The sequence below is a fragment of the Brooklawnia cerclae genome (assembly GCF_011758645.1).
Taxonomy (GTDB): Bacteria; Actinomycetota; Actinomycetes; order Propionibacteriales; family Propionibacteriaceae; genus Brooklawnia; species Brooklawnia cerclae.
The window spans coordinates 45,556-69,101 of the sequence record NZ_JAAMOZ010000003.1 but is presented as its reverse complement, the minus strand read 5'-3'; the positions used below and the strand labels follow the sequence as shown (position 1 = coordinate 69,101).

15 protein-coding genes are annotated in these 23,546 nt (G+C 68.0%); 4 read left to right on the top strand and 11 right to left on the bottom strand.

Features of this window, described 5'->3' with window-relative positions; genetic code table 11:
- Positions 1 to 41: 41 nt before the first annotated feature.
- From FB473_RS14925 to FB473_RS14905, 5 genes are all read right to left on the bottom strand, one after another.
- Positions 42 to 2,033, bottom strand: a complete 1,992-nt coding sequence (locus FB473_RS14925) for an acetoacetate--CoA ligase (protein ID WP_167170533.1) — start codon at positions 2,031 to 2,033, stop codon at positions 42 to 44.
- Positions 2,033 to 3,223 carry a type 2 periplasmic-binding domain-containing protein gene (locus FB473_RS14920; RefSeq protein WP_167170530.1) on the bottom strand — a complete coding sequence of 397 codons (1,191 nt, stop codon included), beginning with the start codon at positions 3,221 to 3,223 and terminating at the stop codon, positions 2,033 to 2,035. The genes FB473_RS14925 and FB473_RS14920 overlap by 1 nt, the downstream gene beginning before the upstream one ends.
- Entirely contained in the window at positions 3,220 to 4,437 is a 1,218-nt protein-coding gene (locus tag FB473_RS14915; RefSeq protein ID WP_208390840.1) for a CaiB/BaiF CoA transferase family protein, read from the bottom strand. The genes FB473_RS14920 and FB473_RS14915 overlap by 4 nt, the downstream gene beginning before the upstream one ends.
- Before the next feature lie 90 nt (positions 4,438 to 4,527).
- Positions 4,528 to 5,010 (bottom strand): MaoC family dehydratase, encoded by a 483-nt coding sequence (locus FB473_RS14910; RefSeq protein ID WP_208390839.1) that lies wholly within the window; start codon positions 5,008 to 5,010, stop codon positions 4,528 to 4,530.
- On the bottom strand, positions 4,976 to 6,412 hold the full coding sequence (locus tag FB473_RS14905; protein WP_167170527.1) for an MFS transporter: 1,437 nt from the start codon (positions 6,410 to 6,412) through the stop codon (positions 4,976 to 4,978). Before FB473_RS14905 ends, FB473_RS14910 begins: the two co-directional genes overlap by 35 nt.
- A gap of 156 nt (positions 6,413 to 6,568) precedes the next feature.
- Here FB473_RS14905 and deoC point away from each other — a divergent pair, with 156 nt between their 5' ends.
- From deoC to FB473_RS14890, 3 genes are all read left to right on the top strand, one after another.
- Positions 6,569 to 7,228 (top strand): deoxyribose-phosphate aldolase, encoded by a 660-nt coding sequence (gene deoC, locus FB473_RS14900; protein WP_167170524.1) that lies wholly within the window; start codon positions 6,569 to 6,571, stop codon positions 7,226 to 7,228.
- Positions 7,229 to 7,242: 14 nt separating this feature from the next.
- Entirely contained in the window at positions 7,243 to 8,238 is a 996-nt protein-coding gene (locus FB473_RS14895) for a substrate-binding domain-containing protein (protein ID WP_167170521.1), read from the top strand.
- A gap of 69 nt (positions 8,239 to 8,307) precedes the next feature.
- Entirely contained in the window at positions 8,308 to 8,967 is a 660-nt protein-coding gene (locus FB473_RS14890) for a hypothetical protein (protein ID WP_167170518.1), read from the top strand.
- A gap of 151 nt (positions 8,968 to 9,118) precedes the next feature.
- On the opposite strand, the gene FB473_RS14885 is transcribed toward FB473_RS14890, so the two are convergent.
- Positions 9,119 to 10,318, bottom strand: a complete 1,200-nt coding sequence (locus FB473_RS14885; RefSeq protein ID WP_167170515.1) for a serine hydrolase domain-containing protein — start codon at positions 10,316 to 10,318, stop codon at positions 9,119 to 9,121.
- On the opposite strand from FB473_RS14885, the gene dcd reads away from it, so the two are divergent.
- Complete coding sequence (gene dcd, locus FB473_RS14880) at positions 10,317 to 10,913, top strand: dCTP deaminase (protein ID WP_167170512.1); 597 nt, start codon at positions 10,317 to 10,319, stop codon at positions 10,911 to 10,913. The two genes, FB473_RS14885 and dcd, sit on opposite strands and share 2 nt — an antisense overlap.
- A 212-nt stretch (positions 10,914 to 11,125) precedes the next feature.
- Here dcd and FB473_RS14875 read toward each other — a convergent pair whose 3' ends face one another.
- Genes FB473_RS14875 through FB473_RS14855 form a run of 5 tightly spaced genes read right to left on the bottom strand, consistent with a single transcriptional unit; the run spans position 11,126 to position 23,440 of the window.
- The gene (locus FB473_RS14875) at positions 11,126 to 12,658 is read right to left on the bottom strand and encodes an RDD family protein (RefSeq protein ID WP_167170508.1); all 1,533 of its coding nucleotides are present in this window, start codon (positions 12,656 to 12,658) and stop codon (positions 11,126 to 11,128) included.
- A 43-nt stretch (positions 12,659 to 12,701) separates the two neighbouring features.
- Positions 12,702 to 15,050, bottom strand: coding sequence for a transglutaminase domain-containing protein (locus tag FB473_RS14870; RefSeq protein ID WP_167170505.1), 2,349 nt, complete (start codon positions 15,048 to 15,050; stop codon positions 12,702 to 12,704).
- Positions 15,047 to 16,342, bottom strand: coding sequence for a DUF58 domain-containing protein (locus FB473_RS14865; RefSeq protein WP_167170501.1), 1,296 nt, complete (start codon positions 16,340 to 16,342; stop codon positions 15,047 to 15,049). Before FB473_RS14865 ends, FB473_RS14870 begins: the two co-directional genes overlap by 4 nt.
- Positions 16,343 to 16,350: 8 nt before the next feature.
- Positions 16,351 to 17,322, bottom strand: a complete 972-nt coding sequence (locus FB473_RS14860; protein WP_167170498.1) for an AAA family ATPase — start codon at positions 17,320 to 17,322, stop codon at positions 16,351 to 16,353.
- A 46-nt stretch (positions 17,323 to 17,368) separates the two neighbouring features.
- Positions 17,369 to 23,440, bottom strand: coding sequence for an Ig-like domain-containing protein (locus FB473_RS14855; protein ID WP_167170495.1), 6,072 nt, complete (start codon positions 23,438 to 23,440; stop codon positions 17,369 to 17,371).
- Positions 23,441 to 23,546: the final 106 nt, after the last annotated feature.

The following is a 23,546-nucleotide window of genomic DNA, read 5'->3' as shown; positions in this document are numbered from 1 at the left end:
GTCGACCCACGACATGGCACACGAACGAGCGGCAGTCCGTGTCAGCCCCGAGCAGATGGGACCTCTTGGAAACAGCCGGAAGGCCGCCAGCCGGAACGAAGCCTCGACGCGAAGCCGAAGAACCAATCAAGGTCATCCGGATCCGAAGCCGACTCGCACACCGCGTCACCACGGTGGACCCGACCGAGCAGGATTCTCTTCACCAGGATGTCCAGCTTCTTGCCCGTCTTGCCGACAGGGATGGCGGGGACGGGAACCACCACGTCGGGAAGATGGTGATGAGAGGCATCGGCCCGGATTCTTGTGGTCACCTCCTCGAATAGCCCCTCTGACCACTCGGACCCGGCGGCCAAGGCCACGAACAGTGGCATGAAGTACTCACCGTCCTCGAGCTCGATTCCGACGATCAGGGAGTCCCGAATCTCACGGACGCGTGTCAAGGCGTTGTAGACCTCCGCGGTTCCGACACGCACGCCGTTCTTGTTCAAGGTGGCATCCGAGCGGCCGTGGACCACGAAACCTCCATGGGAGTACCGCGTGGCCCAGTCGCCATGGAGCCATGTCCCGGGAAACCGGGAGAAATAGGTCGAGAGGTAGGCCGTGCCGTCCTCGTCGCCCCACAGTTCCACCGGCATGGACGGCATCGCCTGGACGATGACGAGTTCTCCCATACGATCCCGGATCTGGCGTCCGGAGTCGTCCCACACCTGGACGTCGGTGGCAAGCATCGGGCCGTCGATCACACCCGGTCTCGGCCTCGTCCAGGCATTAGGCCCGATGAACGCCGAAGCCACTTCCGTTCCACCGGATTCGGACGTCACTCGCACATCATCCCCGAACCCGGCCTGGAGCCACCTCCACGCTGCGGGGCGGAACACCGACCCGCTGGTGAACACCTGGCTCAGCGTCCCTCTGCCGTATTGTCGCGCCGGGTGAACGCCCTCCTCGTACACGAGGTGAAGGTAGGCGGAACCGACAAAGAACGCCGTTGCTTCCGCCCGGTGAAGGACCTCGAAGTGGCGCAACACATCGGGGTATTTCGGCGATCCGTCATACGTGACAATGGTCGCGCCAGTCAGCATCGAGAGCACCAACTGGTTCCAGATGACCCACGACGTGTTCCCCGCCGCATAGTAGCGATCACCCGGCGTGAGCCCACGATGAAGGCTGTTTGTCTTCAGTCCCTCAAGAACCATTCCGCCATGAGTGTGGACTATTCCCTTCGGCTGTCCGCTGGTCCCGGAGGTGAACAGGACCCACAGGGGATCATTGAACGCCGTGTTTGCATAGCAAGGAGACGCGAGGTCCGTCACCAGATCCGTGAAACGGGACCACCCTTCCCATGAGGTGTCGTTCCCCGTCCGGGAAACGACGATCTTGGTCCGCAAGCTGGGCAACGCGTCCGCTACACGCTCAAGTTGGCCGCGCTGGTCCCAACGATGCCCGCCGTACTCATAGGCGTCGACCCCGATCAGCACCTTCGGGGACAGCTGTCCCATCCGGTTCACGACACCCTGGTATCCGTATTCGGGTGAACAGACCGCCCACACTGCTCCGATGCAGGCGGTGGCCAACAACGAGACGACCGTCTCGGGGCAGTTGGTGAGGACACCTGCGACGACATCGCCCTTGGCCACGCCCAGGTCACGCAGGGCAGCGGCCAACGACGCGACCTGCTGGCTCAGTTGTGCCCACGTCAGCACCGAGTTGGTCAGGTTCTCGTCATATCCGATGATTGCAGGCCGGTCTTTCATCCGCTGATCCACGGCCGGGGTCAGAATCACCTCCGCCCAATTGATGTACGCATCCGGAAACCACACACATCGCGGCATGGCCCCGGCGGTACGGACCTTTCCGAGATCCCCTCGAAGGGGCAATTCGTAAAACTCCACGAGACGCGCCCAGAACCGCTCCACATCGTCCACCGACCACTGCCACAACCGCTCGTACGAATCGAACCGGACGCCGTCGCGACTTCCCAGCCACGCGCTGAACTCGTCAAGTGGTACCTGTCCTGAGCCACAGAACCGCACTATCGATCCGCCTCCCGAACCCCTTGTGCGGCGCGCCCGCTGGGCCGCCGACCGCCTGATATCGTGCGGGAACCGTCAAGCAGGAGATCCCTGACCCCACGCACGGTCGCCCTTACGTCCCCTCCTGCCATCAAATACGCTCTCACTTCGGCAGACGCTCTTTCTTGCACGGGGCTGAACCCAGCCCAGCGCGGACGGACCCAGGCAGATCGGCACGTTCGAAGTGTCCCTGAATAAAAGTCGTTGCTCAGGTCGTTCACCCGCTCGTCCCCCCAGGCCGACTCCCTCATAGGCTGACCGCCGTGGTCGGGCAGGAACGTGCGTTGCGCCGCCTCGCTGGTGAGCCACAAGACATAGTCGACAAGGGCACTAGGATCCGTCACGCGGCTGCTGATGGCCACGCCGACACCTCCTAGAGTGGATCCGCTGCACGACAGGTCGCTCCACCTCGGCGCATCGAGGAAGACGACGTCGTTCTGACACGCGTAGGTGACATAGCCGAAGACCGCCGGGCAGTAGTCCAGATACCCCCTTGCCACACGATCCAGAAGCCCGATGGGATTGTCCGACAGGGCCTCCGCGTCGCAGCAGGAGACCACCCGGGCCAGGAGTTCCAGGCACTCGACGCCGAGCGACTCCGGAGCCACATAGCCCCTCGCGTCCACCAAGGGAACCCCCCTGGATCGACAGACGGATGCCCAGGCGAGCAACGCGTGAGGGCCGGCCAGCGGCAGGCTCATCCGGCCGCTGGGCCGCTGGCATTCGTCCGCCAACACCTGCCATGAGGGAGGCCGGAGTGCCCAGGCGCGCAGTTCGCGAGGGTCCATGCGCCCTGGGGCCAGGGCCGCCACCTGGCAAGCGGCGTCCACGGGCAGAGCCCACACGTGCCCGTCGAGCACATAAGAATCGAACGAGGCCCCCACCGCGTCCTCGCGAAGCCGTCGCAGGGTTTCCGGGTCGATCAGTTCGTCCATGGGGAGGAGCGCCCTCTGTGCGCTCGCTTCCCCGACGTGCGGGTGATCGATCATGAGCAGGTCGTATGCGCTGGCCAGCTCTGAGACGGGCTTGGACTCGAAACCCTCGAGAGAGTGCGTGTGCCAGGTGATCAGCCCCGGCCACACCTCCTCGGCGGCCACGAGCGGCTGGTAACCACGGGGGTGATCCCAGGTGAGTCCCGTGTATGAACTCACAGTTCCTCCTGGGCCACCACACCCTCGCCGAGGAGGCCCTCGATCTCCGTCTCGGACCGGCCAAGCCCCCGGAGAACCTCCGTTGTGTGCTGGCCGACCAGCGGGGCTCCCCTGCGCACCTCAGGCGGCGTCGCGGAGAACTGATACGGGTAGCCAGGAACGGTCACAGTCCCCTCGGTCGGGTGGTCGTAGGTGATGAACGAGCCATTGTGCTTGACCTGGGGATCTTCCAGTAGGTCCGCGAACCCGTACACCGGTCCCGACCAGACCCCGGCAGCTTCCAGATCCATAAGCCACTCGTCGCTCGTACGCGTGACCAACCGGTCGGATAGCATCCGGTGGATCTCATCCCGGCGAGCCCAACCATCGACCTCCTCGTCGAACTGCTCGAACGCAGGCTCGCCCACGACCGCCCCCAGTTCTTTCAATCGGGCCATGGCCACGACGATGTACCCATCTGCCGTCGCAAAAACCCCATAGGGAGCTCGGATATAACAGTGAGCATGGGGCTCGTCAGTACGCTGCTGAGGCTTCTTGCCGACAGTGAAGACGGAAATCTCCTGCTGCTGAATAGCGACCATCGTATCCAACATGTTTACCTTCACCAGTTGGCCGACTCCTGTTCGACCACGGCAGATCAGTGCCGCCATGGCACCTTCGAAAGCCGCGCTGGCGGTGAGAGAGTCAACAAGGAATATCCCTGCAGGAACGGGTGGGTCTGACCTGCGGCCGGCACACATCATGAGCCCAGACATTCCCTGGAGGATCATGTCCTGCCCCGGCCTATGTGCATAGGGACCGTCTTCCCCGTAGCCCGATATCGATACGTAGACAAGTTTGGGATTGAGTTGCCTGAGCGTCTCATAGTCCACACCGAGTCGCGCCGCGACGCCCGGACGATAGTTCTGCAGGAAAACATCGGCGTCGGCCACCATCTCGTAGACGATGTCGCGTCCCTTCTGCGACTTGAGGTTCAACGCGATGGATCGCTTGTTTCGATTGAGCGACAAGAAGGAGACATTCATACGATTGCCTTGGGCTCCACCGGCTGCCGCATATCGCTGCCATTCCCCCTTCAAAGGTTCGACTTTGACGACATCGGCGCCGAGATCGCCCATTCTCTGCGTCGCGAACGCCCCGGACATCGCTACGCTGCAGTCCACGACCTTGATGCCATCCAATGCCCCGGCCGGTAGACCCATAGTCACTGACATTCCCCAACCCGTCCTTTCTGATCCGTTGTCTTCACCGGTGCGATGCGCGGCTCGCACCTCGCACACGAAGGAGCGCAGCCCTCCACCCTCTCAGGCGGATGTACCACGGCGGGCGACTGCCAATGTGTGCTCACACGACAGCACAGTCAGCCCCTCCTGATTGGTTCCCGTGTACCGCTTGACCACCAGGCCACGACCGGATTTCTCGTGAATTCGGGTCGACACGACCTCCGAGACGGCGGTGATCGTGTCACCACATTTCATGGCGTTGGGGAATCGAATGCGGTCATAGCCGTACGCGAAGGCCAAGGGGTTGTACTCCACCGTCAGCCCGACGACGACCGAAAAAGTTAGCGCGCCGTGAACGAGGCGTCCGCCGAATTCTTTCGTGGCGAAGACTACGTCCATGTGAGCCGGGTGAAAGTCCTGGGTCAGACCCGCAAACGCCGCGACCTCGGCCTCCCCGATCGTGCGGGAGCCGCACTCGACGCGTTCCCCCACTTCGAAGTCCTCGAAGTAGCGTGCATGAAGCTCCATGTCAGCCGACCTCCTTCGATGCTTCGACTCCGCCATTCAGGAAGGACGCATCGTTCCACTGCTCATCGTCGCGCCGGAACTTCTTCGAATACCACGCACAGGCGAAGGCCACTGTGGCCATGACAACCATCCACGTCGCGACGGGCCACCAGTGCCCGGCCCAGGCCAGAAGAGCGGTGGCGATAAGGGGAGTTGTGCCACCCAGCAAGGCGCCGGACACCTCTCGTGCGAAGGCGATGCCCGAGTACCGCAGAGCCGAGGGGAACAGTTCCGGCAGCATGGCCGCCTGCGCCGCGTATGTTGCGGCGACCGATCCAGCAAAGCAAACCAGAAGGGCCAAAGTCGTCAGCACAGGGTTTTTCAGATCGATGATCGCAAAGACTGGGAACGGCCACAGCACTCCCAGACCAGCCGCCCACAAGAAGAGACGCCGACGCCCGAACGTGTCGCTGACTCGTCCGAAGCACAGCACCGTCACCGCTCCAACAGTAAGAAGTACAGCCTGGATCACTAGCGATATCCCCGCCGCCATCTTGATGTCGTTCGTGAGGTAGCTGAGGATCCACGTCTGGGAGATATAGGAATAGCCGGTCAGGATGAAGTTCGTTCCCAGAGCGGTGAACAAGCGCCTCTTCTCAGACCGGAGCAGGCTCACGAGCGGAACATTGTCCTGCGTCGTTCCTTCCTCACGAGCCTTCTTGACCTCTTCGAACGCCTTGGTCTCCTGGACATGCTCCCGGATGAGGAAGGCAACAACAAGGAGCAGCGCGGAAACCAGGAACGGGATGCGCCAGCCCCAGACCTCGAACTTGTCACCCGTAAGGGACAGTGAGACACGGAATGCGAACAACCCGATGGCCGAGCCGATCCAGACACCTGCTGGCGACCACGACGCGTACCAACCTCTGTGCCGGGCAGGCGCGGACTCCGACGACAGGGTCACCGCTCCCGCATATTCGGCACCTGCGCCTAGCCCCTGAAGAATGCGGAGCGAGATGAGCAGGACGGGAGCCACCGCGCCCACCGTGGCATACGTGGGGAGGAAACCGACCAGCGTCGTTGACAGACCCATCAGGACCAGCGTGAGGACCATGACCGGCTTTCGGCCGACCTTGTCACCGAGATGCCCGAAGAATATTCCGCCCAGCGGCCGTGCGAGGTATCCGACCGCGAACGTCGCGAAGGCGGCAAGCAGGCCACCTACTTGAGACCCAGTGCCAAAGAACTGGTGGTTAAAAATAAGTGCGGCGGCCGCCCCGTACAGGCTGTAGTCGTACCACTCGATGGCACTTCCGACCGCAGCGCCGATCGCCGCTCGTCTGGTGTTCTTCAGTGGCGCCTGAGCGGCATCGTCCGGAAGCGAAGTCTGTATGTCAGTCATGATTAGCTCCGTTGCTCTGTATGACCGTAAGCGCCACATCGTCGATAGCGCTAACACAAAGAGATGTTAGCGCTATCGACACCCTGTCTGCAATCCCCTCACGCAGCAACCGCAAACCCGCACCTGCGAAAGCTTGTGGGACGCAAGACTGGCCGGCCCAGTTTACGGGCCCCTGGGAACTAGGCTTGGTCAGTGCCCGACCGAAGGAGCGACATGGACCTCACCCCCGCGCAGCTCGCGAAGTACCTCGACCACACCTTGCTGCGTCCCGATGCCACGGCGGACGACGTGGCATCCCTGGCAGCCGAGGCGGTGCGGCTCGGCACCTGGTCGATCTGCGTGTCGCCCAGCATGCTTCCCGTCGCGGCCGATCTCGGCGAGGTCAAGCTCGCGGTCGTCTGCGGCTTCCCCTCCGGCAAGCACACTCCTTCCGTCAAGGCGGCCGAGGCCCGCGAGGCAGTCGCCCACGGCGCGGACGAGGTCGACATGGTGATCGACGTCGGCCTGCTGCGCGCCGGGCGACTCGACGACCTCACAGCCGAGATCGCACGGGTCAAGGCCGAGGTCCCCGGGGTGCTCAAGGTGATCATCGAGTCCGCGAAGCTGTCGGACGACGAGATCGTCTCGGCTTGCCAGGCCGCAGAGCGCGCCGGCGCGGACTTCGTCAAGACCTCGACCGGATTCGACCCCGCGGGTGGGGCCAGCGTCCACGCCGTCCAGCTGATGGCGCAGACCGTCGGCGGCCAGCTCGGGGTCAAGGCCTCCGGCGGCATCCGCGACTACGCCACCGCGATCGCCATGATCGAGGCGGGCGCGACACGCATCGGGTGTTCGGCCAGCGCAGCGATCCTTGCGGGGGCGGCTGAGAAGTGATCACCCTCAGCGACGTGGCACGCCGCGCGGGTGTCTCCCTGGCGACGGCTTCCCGGGCGCTCAACGGGTCACCCGGGCGCAGCGTCCGCCCGGAGCTCCGGGAGCGGGTGGCGGCCGCCGCGGACGAACTCGGCTATCTGCCGCACGCCGCCGCCCAGACCATGGCCCGCGGCCACTCGTCGAACGTCGGGCTGCTGGTCAACGACATCTCCGACCCCTATTTCGCGTCCGTCGCGGCTGGAGTGACCAGCGCCGCGTCCCGCTACGGCTGCATCGTGACCCTGTCGTCCACGGGCCTGATGGCCTCGGCGAAGGCGCCCGTCGTCGACCTCATGGCGGGCCAGCGGGTGCGGGCACTCATCCTGGCGGGCGGTGTATGGGCCGGCGACCCGGCCCTTCCCGATCTCGCCGAGTCGCTGCGGCGGCTCGCGGCGACCGGCGCGCGCATCAGCACGGTCGGGGCCGAGGTGCCCGGGGTCAGCAACCTGCTACTGCCCAACCACAGTGGTGCTGCCGCCCTGGCCACGGCATTGTTCGACCTGGGGCATCGCACCTTCTCGGTGATCTCGGGCCCCGACGAGCAGCCGACGTCGGTGCAACGCACCGAGAGCTTCATCTCGACGGTCGGCGAACTGGGCGGACGCGTCCTCACGCGCGTGCGCGGGGACTACACCCGCGAAAGCGGGTACGCGGTGATGGGCGACCTGCTCGACGCGTGGCCGCTGCCCGACGTCTTCTTCGCCGTCAACGACCTCATGGCCCTCGGCGCCATGAGGCGGCTGCGCGAAGCGGGCCTGCGCGTCCCACGTGACGTGGGGCTGGCAGGCTTCGGCGACATCGACTCGGTGCGCGACGCCGTCCCTCCCCTGACATCGGTGGCCATGGACGCCGTGCAGGCCGGCGAACTGGCCACCGAACTCGTCCTCGGGGACGATGACCAGCCCCGGACCATCGAGCTGGGATTCACGCTGTCGTTGAGGGAATCCACCGAACGCGTCCGGCGCGGCTGAGTACCACTCACCCGGATGCTACGGTGAGCCTCGTTCCTCCCCAGCACATTCCTGCCTCTGGATGGCGCCATGACTTCGTCGACCCGATCCACCCTCGTCAGGACCGCGCCTGCCCTCGTGTGCGGCGCGATGTTCGGGTGGCTGACCTCGGCGGTCAATCACGGCTTGGGCGGTGAGACAGCCGCCTACGTGTCGAAGGTTCTCGGCACGACCTGGGGATGGCTCGCGGCCGGCCTGATCGCCACCTGGCCGGGCCGGTCGTGGAAGGACGGATTCCTCCGGGGCGTGGCCTTCTACGCTCCAGCGGTGCTCGCCTACTACCTGGCCGATCTCCACGCCGGCGTCTACGACAGACTCGCCATCGATCTCCAGAACCCGGCCGACGCCGATGTCGAGTCGTTCGTCGACATCGGCAGCATGGCCGTTGAGACGGCCTTCTACGTCGTCGCCGGAGCCGCCGCCAGCGCCCTGCTGTCGGGGATTCACGCCGCCCGTCGTCATGGAGGCCTTCTCGCGGTGTCGGCGTGCGTCGCGCTGCCCGCATACATCGCTTTCGACGCGTTCACCGCTCACCGGGAGCTCTACGGCTCCCCCGTGCCGATCGACCCCGTCAGCGCGATCGTCACCGCCGCCGTGGGATGGGTGGCGCTGGCAGTCAGCGGCATCGTGCTCGTCCATGGCGTCTGGCGGTACGTCATCGTCCGCGAGCCCGTGCCCTCTCGCGACTGACCAGAGCGATCGCGTCGACGAGTGCCGACTCCGCAACCGGCCGCCTGAGAAGTTGCACCGGGAAGATGCCGATGCCGTTGCGGCCGAAGAGCTGTCGCGTCTCCGCCATGCCCTGGCACCGTCCAACGCCACAGATCACACATGCCGGGCCTCACCGGCACGCCCCCAGCAGCGCGTCCGCGAGCCGTCCCATCATGGCTGCGTCCCGCCTCGGGCCTCGCATCAGATTGCACGTGTACCCGACGGCGAGCCCGGAGGTCGGGTCACCCCAGCCGATGCAGACCCCACTGCCGTTGTGTCCGAAAGTCGCCCGGCTCGAGGTATGCCCCATCGGCTCGATCGCCGGGCGTCCGACCGCCGGACCGCCCAACTGAAAACCCTGCGACCAGTTCATGTGGTAGCGCAGCAGGCCGTCGATCTCGTCGTCCGCCGTGCTCGGGGCGCGAGCCGCAGCCAACGAACCCCCGGTCAGCAGGCGACCCTCGCCCGCCGCACACGCGACCAGGTCACGGTAGAACCGGGCCAGGTCGGCGGCCGTCGACGACACCCCTCCGGCCGGAATCACGGCCGTGCGCGTCCGAGGCGAATTGACGACACGTTCGACGACCACGCCGCCCGGCTCGGCCACACGCAACGGCACCGCGCGAGTCAGCAGGGGCTCGGGCAGCCCGAGGAACGTGTCGGCCAGCCCGAGGGGGACGCAGATGCGCTCGCGCACCAGGTCGCCGACGGCTCGTCCGGTGGCGCGCTGGATCACCTCGCCCAGCAGGAACCCGTAGGACAAATACTCGTACGCGGGTTTTCGCCCGGCCTGCCAACGCGGTCGTGCCCGCTCGTAGCGGCGCCGTGAGGCTGCCCAGTCATGCATCACAAGCGCATCAGCCAGAGGGCCGCCCGGGCCCGTGGGCAGCCCCGAGCGATGTTGCAGCACGTGCCGGATCGTGACCGCATCCTTGCCCCGCCCGGTGAACTCGGGCCACCAGCGCGTCAGCCGGTCGTCGAGGCCGAGCACGCCCTCCTCGACGAGTTGCCAGGTGAGCACGGTCATGAAGGGCTTGGACGCCGACCACAGCCAGAACAGATCCGGCCCGGTCGCATGGGACGATCGGTCCACCACGCAGCGCGCGCCCCGCCAGCAGGCCAGCTGCCAGCGTCCACCACGTGCCTCCGCCTCACCCACCGCAGCCAGCAGGCCGGAGGGATCCATTCCCGCCGCAGCGGGCTCGACCTCGTTGCCCTGGGGACGCCATCCCTGCACGCGTCCATTATCCAGCCGGCGTACCCCTGCCGTCCCGGGCAACATCCCGACCCTGCCGTCGGCCACTGCCCGGTCGGCTAGATTGGCGCACATGCTCCTGTCCGATCACGACATCATCAGCGCAATCGATGCTGGACGGGTTCGCCTCGACCCGTGGGACCCCACCATGGTGCAGCCGGCCAGCGTCGACGTCCGGCTCGACAGGTACTTCCGCATCTTCGAGAACCATCGGTACGACGCGATCGACCCGGCCACCGACCAGTCGGAGCTGACCCGCATGGTCTCGCCCTCGGGAACTGACCCGTTCATCCTTCACCCCGGCGAGTTCGTTCTCGGCGCCACCTACGAATACGTGACGCTGCCGGACGACATCGCCGCGCGCTTGGAGGGCAAGTCGTCCCTCGGTCGGCTTGGCCTGCTCACCCATTCCACCGCCGGGTTCATCGACCCCGGGTTCCAGGGCCACGTGACACTGGAGCTGTCGAACATGGCCACCCTGCCGATCAAGCTGTATCCCGGGATGAAGGTCGGCCAGTTGTGCTTCTTCCGCCTGAGTTCGGCCGCCGATCACCCGTACGGGTCGGCCACCACAGGCTCGCACTACCAGGGCCAACGCGGCCCCACTGCCAGCCGGTCGCACCTGAACTTCAGCCGCATCGACATTCCTCCAGAACGCGACGGCCAGTAGCGTGACACAGTTCCTTCAATTCGTCGTGTCAGCTACTGGCCAAATGCATCTGGCGTAGCCACAGAGAATACGGGAAAGCCTCAACGGAGATTGAAGGAACTGAGTCACGCCCGGCGCACATGACCGGGCCGCGCGGGCCGCAAACCGGGATCCGATCGCGAGAAACGACGCCGGATACCCAGGACGGGCCTTCGCTCGGGCGGAACGGCCGCTCAGGAACGCGAGGACGACGCCGGGTAGCGCAGCACCTGCAACTGCCGCTCCCCGAACGACACCACCTGCCCCTCGTGCAGGCGCACCATCGCGTTCGCCGCACACGGTTCGAGGGCTCCCGAGGACGTCATCAACGCGGTGCCGTTGGTCGAGCCCCGGTCGAGCACGAACATGCCCTTGGAGTCGACGCCCAGGGCCAGATGGGTCTTGCTGACGGTCCTCGCCGGTTCGCCCGCCTGGACGAGAGTGGCGTCCTGCTCGGTGGGCCTGGGCTGCGGGTTGCGGCCGATCAGCACGAGGGTCTTCACCGGGATGTCGCGGCCGTCGTCGAGCCGCACATGCCACCCCTCGGTCGCCGGACGCGTCCCGCGGCCCGGTGCCGCCACCAACCGCGTGCCGTCGATGTCGTCGCTCGGGGCCTGACGAGGCTTGATGCGCAAGGGCGGCTGTACGTTTCCCGGTTGCGGCGGCGGGGGGACGGCCCCCTGCTGACCGGGCGGCTGCAGGCCGGGCGGCATCGGTTGCGGGGGCTGATACGCCTGCACCGCCTGATACGGCTGCGGCTGGGCGGGTTGCGGATAGGGCCACCCCTGCTGGGGAGGCTGCGACTGCTGATACGCCGCATAGGGCTGTTGCGCGGACGCCGACCCCGGCTGGAACTGCTGGGTGGACGCCGGGCCCGGCTGGTACGGCGGTGCCGACGGGGAGGGCTGCTGGTACGGCGACGCCAGGTAGGACGACGCCTCGCCCGGCCGCTGGTAGGCAGGCGCCTGCCCGGTGGGTGCCACCGGCGGCGCCCACGCCGACTGGCCCGTCTGTCCCTGGCCCACCGGACCCCACCCTGTCGGCGCTTGTCCCGTCGGCATCTGCCCCGGAGCCCCCTGGCCCGGGGATGCCTGGCTCACCGGTGCCGGGCCGATCAGCGCCTGCCCGACCGGTGTGTGGTCTATCGGCGCGTGGTCGATGGGCGATGACGGTGCTGGGTAATCGGGCTGCGCCGCGAACGCGTTCGACAGCAGGTGCGGTGGCAGCCCCACAGTCGAGTTGCCTCGACGAATGGCCGACGCCGGGGCCATCGCCGGTTGGGGGGTCCTCGCACGGCGGGCGATCGCCAGCGACCCGACCGCGAGGTCGGGCCATCCCTGCCTGCGCTCCTGGACGACCAGGAAGACCGCCATGATCACGCCCGGCACGACGAACGCCCACAGCGCGTGCGAGATCAGCGTCCGCAGGCACATCCGGCCCCAGCCGATCGGCCGACCGTCCTTGAGACCGACCAGTTCCAGGCCGAAGAGCCTGAACCCGAGCCCGGCACGGCGTACCGCGTACAGCCACCATTGCGCCATGACCCAGCCCAACAGCCCGATCGCGAAGGCGACGCTGTAGATGAGCCAACCCCCCAGCTGCAGCCCGGCGAAAAGCCACGCCCACAGCCCGACGAGCGCTCCCGGCACGAGACGATCGACGAAAGCGGCCCCGAATCGGGCACCCAGTGGGGCGACGACGATGCCACCCGCCGCCGATTGGCTCATCTGGGCGCCTCCCTCGCTGCCATCCCGGTATCCCGTGCGAACACTATCGGAACGTCCGGAACGAGCGCGGGGACAGCCTGGCCCAGACGGCCCGCCTGCGCGTCACGGAATCACGCAGCCCGCGAATGGCCTGATCGACGCCTTCCCAGAAGGACGCGGCCTGCTCCGGGCTCACCGGATCGGGCGCGAAGGTGGACGCGTCCGCCTGCCGTGCGAGACGGATGGTGTCGATCGACTGCTCCAGCCTGCCGTACGTGCCCGCGAGCCTTTCCGCCTGCTCGGTGCGGGTGGCCGAGGGCGACATCGTGGTACCGAGGTCGCGCGCCTGGTCGAGCAGTTCCGCCCAGCCCCCGGCCACGCGTCCGGCGGGTTCCGGCGCGTTCATGCGCATCTTCCGGCGACGATGCTTGAGCCCGAGCACGAGCGCGATCGGCCCCAGCAGGATGACGACGGGCAGCCCTACCACTGCCGTGAACCCGAGCACCTGCCCCAGATCGATGCGGTCGTTCTCCTCGGGCACGGGCGCCGGGTCGACAGGCATCCGGTTGTCAGACGGCGGTTCCTCGGGACGCTCAGGCGGGGGCGGAGGATTCTCCACGTGCGGGCGGGTCTGGGGGTTCTCACTGTCGTCGTACTGCTTCAGCACTCGGTCGTGCGCCGGGGTCGGGTCGAACATCACCCAGCCCAGGCCGTCGAGGTACACCTCGGTCCAGGCGCCGACGTCGGAGCCGTGCACCTCCCCGCTCCCGCCCTCGGGCACGGTGTAGCCGTAGACGACACGCGCCGGGATGCCGAGCACCCGGCACATGAGTGCCATCGCGACGGCGTACTGTTCCTCGTCCCCGACCATCTGCTCCTCGTCGGCGAGCAGGGTGGACAGCCGCGAGAACGAGTGGCCGGGCAGCGACGGAGTGGCGTCCTGCCCCACCCCGTGGCTGAACCACCCGGTGGTCGAGAGGCGGTCGGCAAGCATCAGCGCCGCATCCCCGGCGCTGGACGCCCCGCTCGTCCACACGGCCGCCAGGTCGCGCACCCGGTCGGGGACATCGCCCGGTTCGGGCAGCGTCACCGAACCGGCGGCGGCGTCCCTGATCTCGGCCTCGGTCGGGGTTGCGGGCGACACGGCCTCCAGCACGTAGCTGTCACCGCTGGTCAGCCCGGCGGTGACGATGCTCGTCCCGCTCCCCATGTTGTGGTAGAAGCTGTCCGACAGGTCGACGCCGTGGTCCCCGAGGAACTCGACGTCGAGCGTCGCACCGGTGTTGGGCAGCCACACGCCGCTGTAGTCGCCGATCGTCACGGCGACGGTGTGGTGCTCACCGACCGTCGGGTCCTCGATGCGCGCCCCGACCGGCAGGAACTCGATCTGCGACCCCACGTCGGCGTTCGACACGTTGTAGGTGAGGCCGTCGTAGGCGTCCAGCGTGGCGACGCGGATCACCCCGCTCGCCGGAGCCCCGTCGACGGTCATGATGACGTCGTTCTCGTGCTCACTGATGTTGGCCCGGAAACCCTGGAGCGGGGACGCGTAGTCGCGCACGTCGAGGGGCTGTTCGACCAGCTCGCGGAGGACGACACGCGACTCCTGGGGATCGACGAAGGGCGCAGCGGCCACGGTCAGGGCCGTGCACACAGCCAGGACGAGCGCCCCCGTGAGACCGTTGGGCAGCCGCCGGCGCGATGCGGTGCGCACCAGGGTGGTGCGGGCCCGGGCGCGCTGCGCGGTCGTCCAGACGAGCACGACCACAGCTATGCCGATGGCCACCGCCAGCGGGGCGACGCTGTGATGGGTGCCCAGCAGAAAGCCGATCAGACAGGCGGCCAGGGACGGCACCCAGGCCAGCGTCGGGGCCGACGAGCGGCGGGCGATCGTCGTGCCGAGCAGCCCGGACACCAGCGCCAGCAGCAGCGGCACCGTCATGAGGTTCCAGGTGGTGCCGAGCGGCGGGGCGATCGTGAGCATGTCGCGCCAGGCGGTCACGGGACCGGTCGCGAGCCCCTCCAAGGTGCGCAGGGTCGGGACGACGAAGCCGATCGCGGAATCCGGCATCGCGAGCGGGCTCCCGAGGACGAACCACGCGCCGATGCCGACCAGGGCGGTGAGGGACGCGTTCCAGCGCCTTCTCGCGCTGATCAGGGCGAGTCCCATGCCGAGCGCGGTGCCCCCGAGCACAGTCACCCAGACCCAGCCGTTGCCGTAGGCGGGCAGCAGGACGATCACCAGGGCGACGGCCAGCGCGGCCAGGCCGATGGCATCGAGGTACAGGGGCAGACGCGCCACAGCACCGGCCGCGGACGACGGCCGGGCCCGTCGGGCGCCGACCGCTTCGACGGGCCCGGTCAGCGCTGACGGTCGAAGCCCGGTCGCTCCGTCCTCGTGCGCGGCGATCACGGCATCGCCCGTCTCATCGCTCGCGGCAACTCCGACAACTCGGCGATCCGCACCAGTGACACGTTGGCCACGTTGCGCACCATGATCCGGGCCGCCGGATCGACCTGGATGCCGACCACGCGGGTGTCGAGGTCGAACACCGCGCAGGCGCGGCGCAGAGTGTCGAGGGTGTTGCCCGCCCCGGTCACGAGCATGACCACCGACGCCTGGGGATCGAGCCGCATCATCGTGCTGGCGAGGGTCTGCAGATCGGTACGCGACCGGCGTTCCAGGCGCGACAACTCGTCCAGAGCGCGAGGGCCGCTGACCGCGGGCATCGCCTCGGCGTTATGGAACAGGGTCAGCGGATTCTGCTCGCGCACGGCCTGCAGAGCCAGCGAGGCGACCACGCTGACGGCCGGTTCGAAGTCGTCGGCGCCCAGGTACGAGACCGCGGCAAGGTCGATACCGAGCGCGACGCGTGACTGGAGAGTCTCCTCGAACTGGCGCACCATGAGCTTGCCGATGTGCGCCGAACTACGCCAGTGCACCTGCCGCCGATCGTCCCCGGGCGCGTACTCGCGCAGCGACTGGAAGCTCATGTCGCTGGCCGCCGTGCGCGTGCTCGAATGCCCCTCCAGATCGTGGACGAAGCCCGTCTGCCGCCCGGCCAGCGGCACCGTGCGGGGGTGGACGAAGACCTCGACGGTCGTCGTCCACTCGGTCTGGCGTCCGGTGAGCGAGAACGGGTCGCCCTGGATCGACTGCGCGGGACCGATCGTCAGGACGCAGCGCCGATCGGTCGGAATCGTGAACTCGTCGACGCTCGATCCCCCCGGGGCAAGGCTGGGGACGTCGAACGAGGCCACCCGATCGCCGATCGGGAGATCGATACGGGCGGGTAGGTTGCGCCGGTTCGCGGTGTTGACCAGGCGCAGGCCGCCGGAGGCCACCTCGCCCACCACCACGCGCCGGTCGGGCACGTGGAGGTCGACCTGGAAACTGGGATGGCCGATCGTGAACAACAGCGCGACACCCAGCACGAGCCCCGCGAAGACCGCGACCAGGCGGAGTTCCTGCCAGCGCAGCGTCCATCCGAGCACCACCACGAGGACGACGACGCCCGCCACCGCCCAGCCCGCGGGACGCATCCCGAGCGCGTCGCTCACGCGAGCCCCGACGATCGTCACCCGGGAGACGTCCGGGGCCGCCACGGCCTCGGGGACCCGCCAGCGCTCGGCGGCGTCCACCGGCACGGCATCCGGGAATGCGGTGTCGGGGAACGTGGTGCCCGGGAACGTGCTCTGCGCCATGGACCCGCTCAGCTCACTGCCCGCTCGGTGGGCGGCTGGACGCTGCCGATCACCCGCGCCATCACCTGCTCGCCGGTGACCCCGTTGAACTCGCTCTCGGGATCGAGGATCAGCCTGTGGGCGAGGCAGGGCACGGCGAGCATCTTGATGTCGTCCGGGACGACGAAGTGACGCCCCTGTGAGGCCGCCCACACGCGCGTGCAGCGCACCAGCGCCAGCCCACCGCGCACCGAGACCCCCAGACGCACGTCGTCGGCCACGCGGGTCGCCTCGACCACGCGCGCGATGTAGTCGAACACCGCAGGTTCCACGTGCACCGAGGACGCCAACTGGCTCATCTCGGTGACCGCCTGGGTGGTGATGACGGCGGCCAAGGCGGCCGACCGGGGACGCGTCCCGCCCGTCGCCAGGATGCGCAGAGTGGCGTCGCGGTCGGGATACCCGAGCGTGGTCTTCATGAGAAAGCGGTCGAGCTGGGCCTCGGGCAGCCGGTAAGTGCCCGCCTGCTCGATCGGGTTCTGGGTGGCGATCACCATGAACGGCGCGCCCACCGGGTAGGGGTGGCCGTCGACGGTCACCCGGCTCTCCTCCATCACCTCGAGCAGCGCCGACTGCGTCTTGGGCGAGGCGCGGTTGATCTCGTCGGCGAGCACGATGTTCGCGAAGATCGGCCCCGCGTGGAACTCGAAGTCGCCGGTCTTCTGGTCGTAGATCGTGACGCCGGTGACGTCGGACGGCAGCAGGTCGGGGGTGAACTGGATGCGGCTCGACTGGCCCTGGACGCTCTGGGCGAGCGCGCGGGCCAGCGTCGTCTTGCCGGTGCCGGGGTAGTCCTCCAGCAGCAGGTGCCCCTCCGCGAGCAGGCAGGTCACCGCCAGCCGCACGGCCTCGGTCTTGCCCATGATCGCGCGCTCGACGTTGCGGACCACGCTGGCGAAGGTGTCTGCGAACCAGTGGGCCTGGTCGATGGTCATGGCCATGGGGATCGTTCTCCTACTTCTCGTCCATGGGTGAGGGTGTGCGGGGTCATGAGAAGGTCACGTCCACGCTGTGCTCACGATCGGTCCAGGGGACGTTGCACGTGAGGGTCTGCTTGCCGGCCTCGGGGGTCGGGGTGACCGTGATCTTCTGCTCGGAGCCGCTCGCCACGTTCCCGCTCCAACCGCCCACGGAGCAGGCCCAGGTCGGTGCGGAGGTGTCGTTGATGGTGATCGTCAGGGCGCCCGACTTGCCTCCGGACGCCGCCAGGGCCGGTTTGGCCGTCGCGGTGGCGGTGGAGCAGTTGCCGGAGTGGCCGGTGTCGCACACCTCCACGGTCGTGGAGACCTGCTTGCCACCGGTCTCGACCTCGAACTCCTGGCCCTCCCAGCCGCCCGCCGGCGTCGTGATCTGCCAGTTGGTGCCGTTCGCCTGGACGCTGCCGACCCGGAACACGGCCTTGTTGTCCGTTGTGTAACCGACATGTGTGACGCCGATCGTCGGCGTCCCGTAGGCACGCGCTGATTCGGAGTCCCACGTCGCGCCGGTCTTGGGACCCGAGTTCGCCGACGCCACCGCCGTGGTCCTCACGTGGAAGTCCGTGTAGTAGTCGCTCACCGTGAACCTGTGGCTCTCGCCCGGCTGCAACGAGACGGGCTGCTGCCCCGTGCCCACCAGCTCCACGAGCGCGTAGTCCCAGTCCTGGCCCGAGTTGCCGCCCAGGGTGAACGTGATCGTGTCGGGCGCGCTCGCCGAGATCGTACCCGTGGCCGGGTTCTCCGGCGCGGCCGTCGTGGTCACCGAACTGGACGACGGGCCGTCGGTGGTGCCACCCCGCGTGGTGATGCGCACGAACACCCGGTACTCCGTTCGCCGCGACAGACCCGTGATCCGCGTGGTACCGCCACCGCTGCCCGCGTCCACCTGCTGCACGATCTCGCGGCCGCCGCCCTGGGCCACCAGGTACACCGTGAACTGGTCCCCCTGCTGAGGAGGCACCGTCCACTGCACGTCCAGCGACTGGCCGGACCAGTCGTTCGTGTCGTACACGGTCGGCGCCGCCGGGCTCGGTGGTGCAGCCGACGGATGCTCCACGTTGGACGGATTGGAGGGGTCGGAGGTTCCCTTCTTGTTCGTCGCGCTGACCGTGAACTGGTAACTGGCGTAGTTCGTGAGCCCGGTGAAGGTATAGCTGGTCGTGCCGGCCGGTACGGTGACGGTCGGCACGCTGCCGTCCGACGAGGTGATCGTGTACTCGCTGACGGCCGAGCCCTCGAACTGCGGCGCGGACCACGTGAGGCGCAACTCGCCCGGCCGGTTCGCACCCGGGAACTCCAGGGTCGGGGTCGACACCTTCGGCGGTTTCACGTCCGGGGTTCCCGCCGCCGACTCACCGGAGGCGTCCGACAAGCCCAGTTCGTTGCCCTCCTGCACATGGAACGTGTAGGCGAGGTCGTTGGTCAGCCCCGTGACCGTGCAGACGTTGGCCTCGCACTCGTCGAACACCACCTGCGACCCGTTGGCGCCCGTGGCCGTGACGACGCGCTCGATCACCGGAAGGCCGTTGCTGGAGTTCGACGTCCACTTGAGCGTGACCTGCTTGTTGCCCTCCTCCTCGATCGTCGGGACGCCCGGCTTGCTCGGGCGCGCCCGCACGTTCAGCTGGATCACGCCGTCGACCTGCCGGGCGGTGTCGCCGGTGGCGTCCACGATGGTGTACGAGACGGTCATCGTCCCCACGAAGTCGTCGCCGGGGGTCACCACGACGTTGTCGCCGCTGACGCTCGCCGACCCGGTGCCCGAGACGACCCGGGCGCTGAGCACCTTGAGGCTCTGGTCCCCTTCCAGGTACGACCGGTCGTTGGCGAGCACCGGCACCGATCTGGGCCGGCCGGCGTCCGCGTCGTCCACCGTGTCGGTCTGGGCCACGGGCAGGGGACGCGTCGAGCCGATCACGTTGATGATGACGGTCACCTCGCGGCCCGCCCCGTACGCGTCCACCACATGCCCGCGCAGGGTCACCTGGGAGCCCTTGTTGGTCATGCCACCGCGGGCGACGATCGTGTCGCCGCCGACCGACGAGCTCCACGAGACCCCGCCGTCGCCGCTCACCTGTTCCCACGACTGGAACGAGAAGTTGTCGCCCTCGGGGTCGCTGAACCGCCCCCGCAGGGGGAACTGCTGATCGGACTCGCCCGCACCCACCTCGAGGGTGATCTGGCTGGGGCCCTCGGGCGCGCGGTTCGAGACGCTGTCCTGGTCGCGTTGCGAGCCGTCACCGGAGTCCGCGGGGGTCACCGTGATCGACACCGAGATGTAGGCACGGCGAGCCGTCTTGTCGGTCGGGTCGGTGTCGTCGATCACCTCGAACACCACCGACGCGGGCCCCGCGTACCGCACGTCGGCCTGGAAGTCGATGCCCTCGGGGCGGATGTTGACCGTCCCCTTGGTGGCCTTCACGGTGTCGGCGCTCGTCAGCCGGACGCTGCGGCCCTGCGTTCCGAGCAGCATGGTGTCGAAGTTGATCGTGAGCACCTTGCCGGCCTCGACCGAGTTCTCCGCATCCGGCAGCGCCAGCACCGGCACCGAGTCGTTGCGGCCCGGGACGACGATCACCGCCTCGGCGGAGTTGCCGTCCGCGTCGGTGATCGTGTAGCGCACCTGTTGCATCTGGTCACTGACGTGGACGCTGACCTTGCCGTCGACGACGGTGGCCTCCACCTGCGAGCCCTCCGAACCCGTGCCGGGCAGCGAGACGACGAGTTCGGAACGCGGACCGTCCACGTCGAAGTCGTTCGCCAGCACATCGACGTCGACCCACTCCTGGTCGATGATGTCGTTCACCACCACCTGGTCGTCGTTCGCCTCCGGCGCCAGCAGTGGGGCGTCCTCGTCCACATGCAGGTAGATCAGCCCGCTGCCGGTCGAACCGCGGCTGTCCATCAGGTAGTACTGGCCGACGTAGTCGCCCGGCTCGGAGGGTGCGACGACGCTGACGTACTGATCGTCGGTGACGGTCGCCTCGAAGTCCGCGTCGAGCGAGTCGGTGTCGAGGAAGCCGAACTGGTCGCCGTCGATGTCGTAGTCGTTCGCCATCACCGGCAGCGTCAGCGAAGGGCCCGGACGCACGGTCACCTCGTCCGGCACACCCGTCGGGGCGGTGTTGTCGTCCGACGGCGGGGCGACGCCGATGCGGATCTCGCCGGTTCCGACCGCCCCCAGCGAGTCGACCACCTGGTACCGGAAGGTGTCGGTGCCGCGCGAGTCCTGATAGGCCTCGTAGCGCAGCCAGCCGTCGCCGACCTCGACTATCCGGCCCAGGGACGGCCCGGAGCCCAGGCCCAGCAGGCGTGTGGCGTCCCCGTTCGGGTCGATGCCGGTCAGGGGGATCGTGATGGTGGTCACGCTGTTCGACAGCACACGGGCGGTGACCAGCTCCGGCACCGGGGCCTCGTTCTGTGCGTCCGCGCTGATGACCGTGACCGAGATGGTGGCCGCGTCGGCCATGCCCGCCGAATCGGTGATCTCGTAGGTCAGCGACATCGTGGTCGCCGCGGTCGCCGCGGGCACCTGAATGCGCACGTAGTCGCCGTCGACCCACGCCAGATCGCCCAGCGGGTTGTCGGGCAGGCCGGAGACCGTCAGGTCGAGACCCACCGGGGAGACGTCGTTGTCGAGCACGGGGACGCTGACCGTCGCACCCGCCCGCACCTTCACCGTGTCGTTCTCGGCGCGCGGCAGGTGGGAACCGGCCTCGGGCGAGGGAAACACGACGATCGTCCCCGGAGTGGAGTTGCGCCCGTCGGACACCCAGTACGTGAGGGCGATGGGGGTGTCGGTGTGCGTCACCATCGAGATGGTGAGCAGGTGGCGCTCCTGCATGACGACCTTGACCGCCGGGTTCTGGGTGATCGACTGGACGACCAGCACGTCGTTGTCCGCGTCGGTGTCGTTGAGCAGCGGGTCGATCACCACCGAGCCGCCGAACGGCACGAGGGCCACGTCGCGCAGCGCGACCGGGGCATGGTTCTCGTCGGTGGTGGGCAGGACGTCGACGCGGATCAGCCCGGACGACACCGACCCGTTGTTCACCTTGTAGGTCAGGTAATAGGTGCCCGGGCTCGACGAGCGGAAGGTGAACGTGCCCTCGGGGTAGTTGGGCGTGACGGTGAAGTCCTGCGTCGACTGATCGATCTCGGTCAGCATGAGGTTGTTACCCTCGTCGTTGTCGAGCGGCGAGACGACGACCTCCCTGTCGACCATGGTCGTGACGAAGTCGCCGTTGGCGACCGGCGGAGCCTGTCCCCGCTCCCGCACGTCGACGAGCAGGATCCCCTCGACCTGTGTCGTCCCGTCGCTGACGAACACCCGCACCTTCTTCGTCCCCGTGGTCTTGCCGACGTCGCGGAACGTCACCGTTCCGTCGGGGGTGAAGGTCACCTCGTCCTCGGAGTCGTTCGTCTCCGGCAGGGCATTGACGAGCACCAGGTCGTCGCCGTCGGGATCGCGCCAGGTGAGCAGCACCCGCTTGCTGGCCGTCGTCCCCGAGCCCACGATGAGGGTCTCGCCGGGCCGGATGTTCTCCGGCGCGGTGTTCCCGCCGGACTGGTCGGCCGGGAGCACCTTGACCGTGGCCGTGGCCGACGCCGTGCCCCCGCGCCCGTCCGAGATCGTGTAGGTGAACTGGTGAGTGCCGGTGGCGTCCGCGGGCAGGGTGATCTGCAGGCCGGAGCCGTTGCCGGTGAGCTCGAGCGTCGCCCCTTCGACGGACGACACCTCGCTCACCGTGATGATGTCGCCGTCCTCGTCCGAGTCGTTGTCGAGGATGGACAGGCGCGTCGACCGGCCGGCGCGTGCGCCGAGGTCGGGGTCGTCGAGGGCGACGGGAGCCCGGTTGGCCTGGGTGCGATCGGGAAGCGTCGTGCGATCGTCCGGCGGGTTGGGGTCGGACTGCCTCGTCTGGGTGGACGGGGCGACCTCCTCCCAGTTGTCGACCACCAGCATGTCCTTGTCGACCAGCCAGACGATGCCGGACGACACGTCCTGCAGGACGACGATGCCGCGGTTCACCTGGAACTGCAGATCGGCGTCGGCCGGCAGCTGCGGGATGTCCTGAATCTCGGGCTCGCCACCGGTGCACACCTTGACGACGCGGGTCTCGAAGGCGCCGTAGGCACACCCGTTGACGACGACGGGCTCGGTCGGGCTGGCATCCATCGACCCCGACAGCGACGCGGGCGCCCCGTCCGCGATCGTGTTGAGCCCAGCCTGCGTGGCGTAGATCGCGCTGCCCCCCCGGCCCGAGGCCAGCGTATTGGGCATCGGCGGGGCGAGCTGTGCGGTGGAGCCCGAGCTGATGGTCACCGCCTGCCGGTCTCCCTCGACCCAGATCTGCTGACTCGTCCGGTCGAGGACGACGGCTTTGTCGCCGATCGCCGACAGCTGTGCCGTGGGTGAGGAACTGTCGACCTGGAAGGGGATCTCGACCACGGAGCCGTCGGGCCGCACGATCGTGGAGTCCTGGACGTTCAGGCCGATCACCTCGCCGTCAGTGGTGACGACCGCCTGGCCCCAGTCGCCGAGGTCGAGGTCGGCGTTGCCCTTGAAGTCGGACCGGGCGATCTCGTCGACGGGCCCGAACCACACCTTGCCGTTCTCGGGGTTGGTCACCGCGAGGACGCCGTTGTTGAGGCTGAGCTGCGCGTCGACCGGCGGGGTCACCGGGCTGGACAGGGTGTTGGTGGCGGGGTCGTAGATCTGCAGGGTCGAACTACCGGCGTTGTTCACCAGAACCGTGCCGTCCTCCTGCAGCAGGGTGGTGGCCGTGTCGCCCACCGACGTGGCCGCGGCGATCTGGTCGATCTGGTAGTTGAGGCCGCCGACCATCGCGCGCCCCTGGTTCTGGACGTAGACCGATCCCTCGTCCAGATGCAGGTCGGTGGCTGCCTCACCCGGGTTGACGAAGGCGAAGAAGGCCACGGCCATCGAGATCACGACCACCAGCACCGTCGCCCAGGAGCGGCGGAGCCAGCCACCGGCGAGGCGGACACTGCGTCGCTCGGCCAGCAGGGCACGCGTTCTCGCGCCGACCCCGAGCCGGGTTCCGCCCTGCTTCGCCATGCAACCTCTCAGCCAGTCCGAGGGGCACGGCCGAGCGCCCCCGAGCATTCTCACCCGGGCGACCGCCCCGGAAGCACTATTCCACCCCCCGAGGGGGTCACGCCGA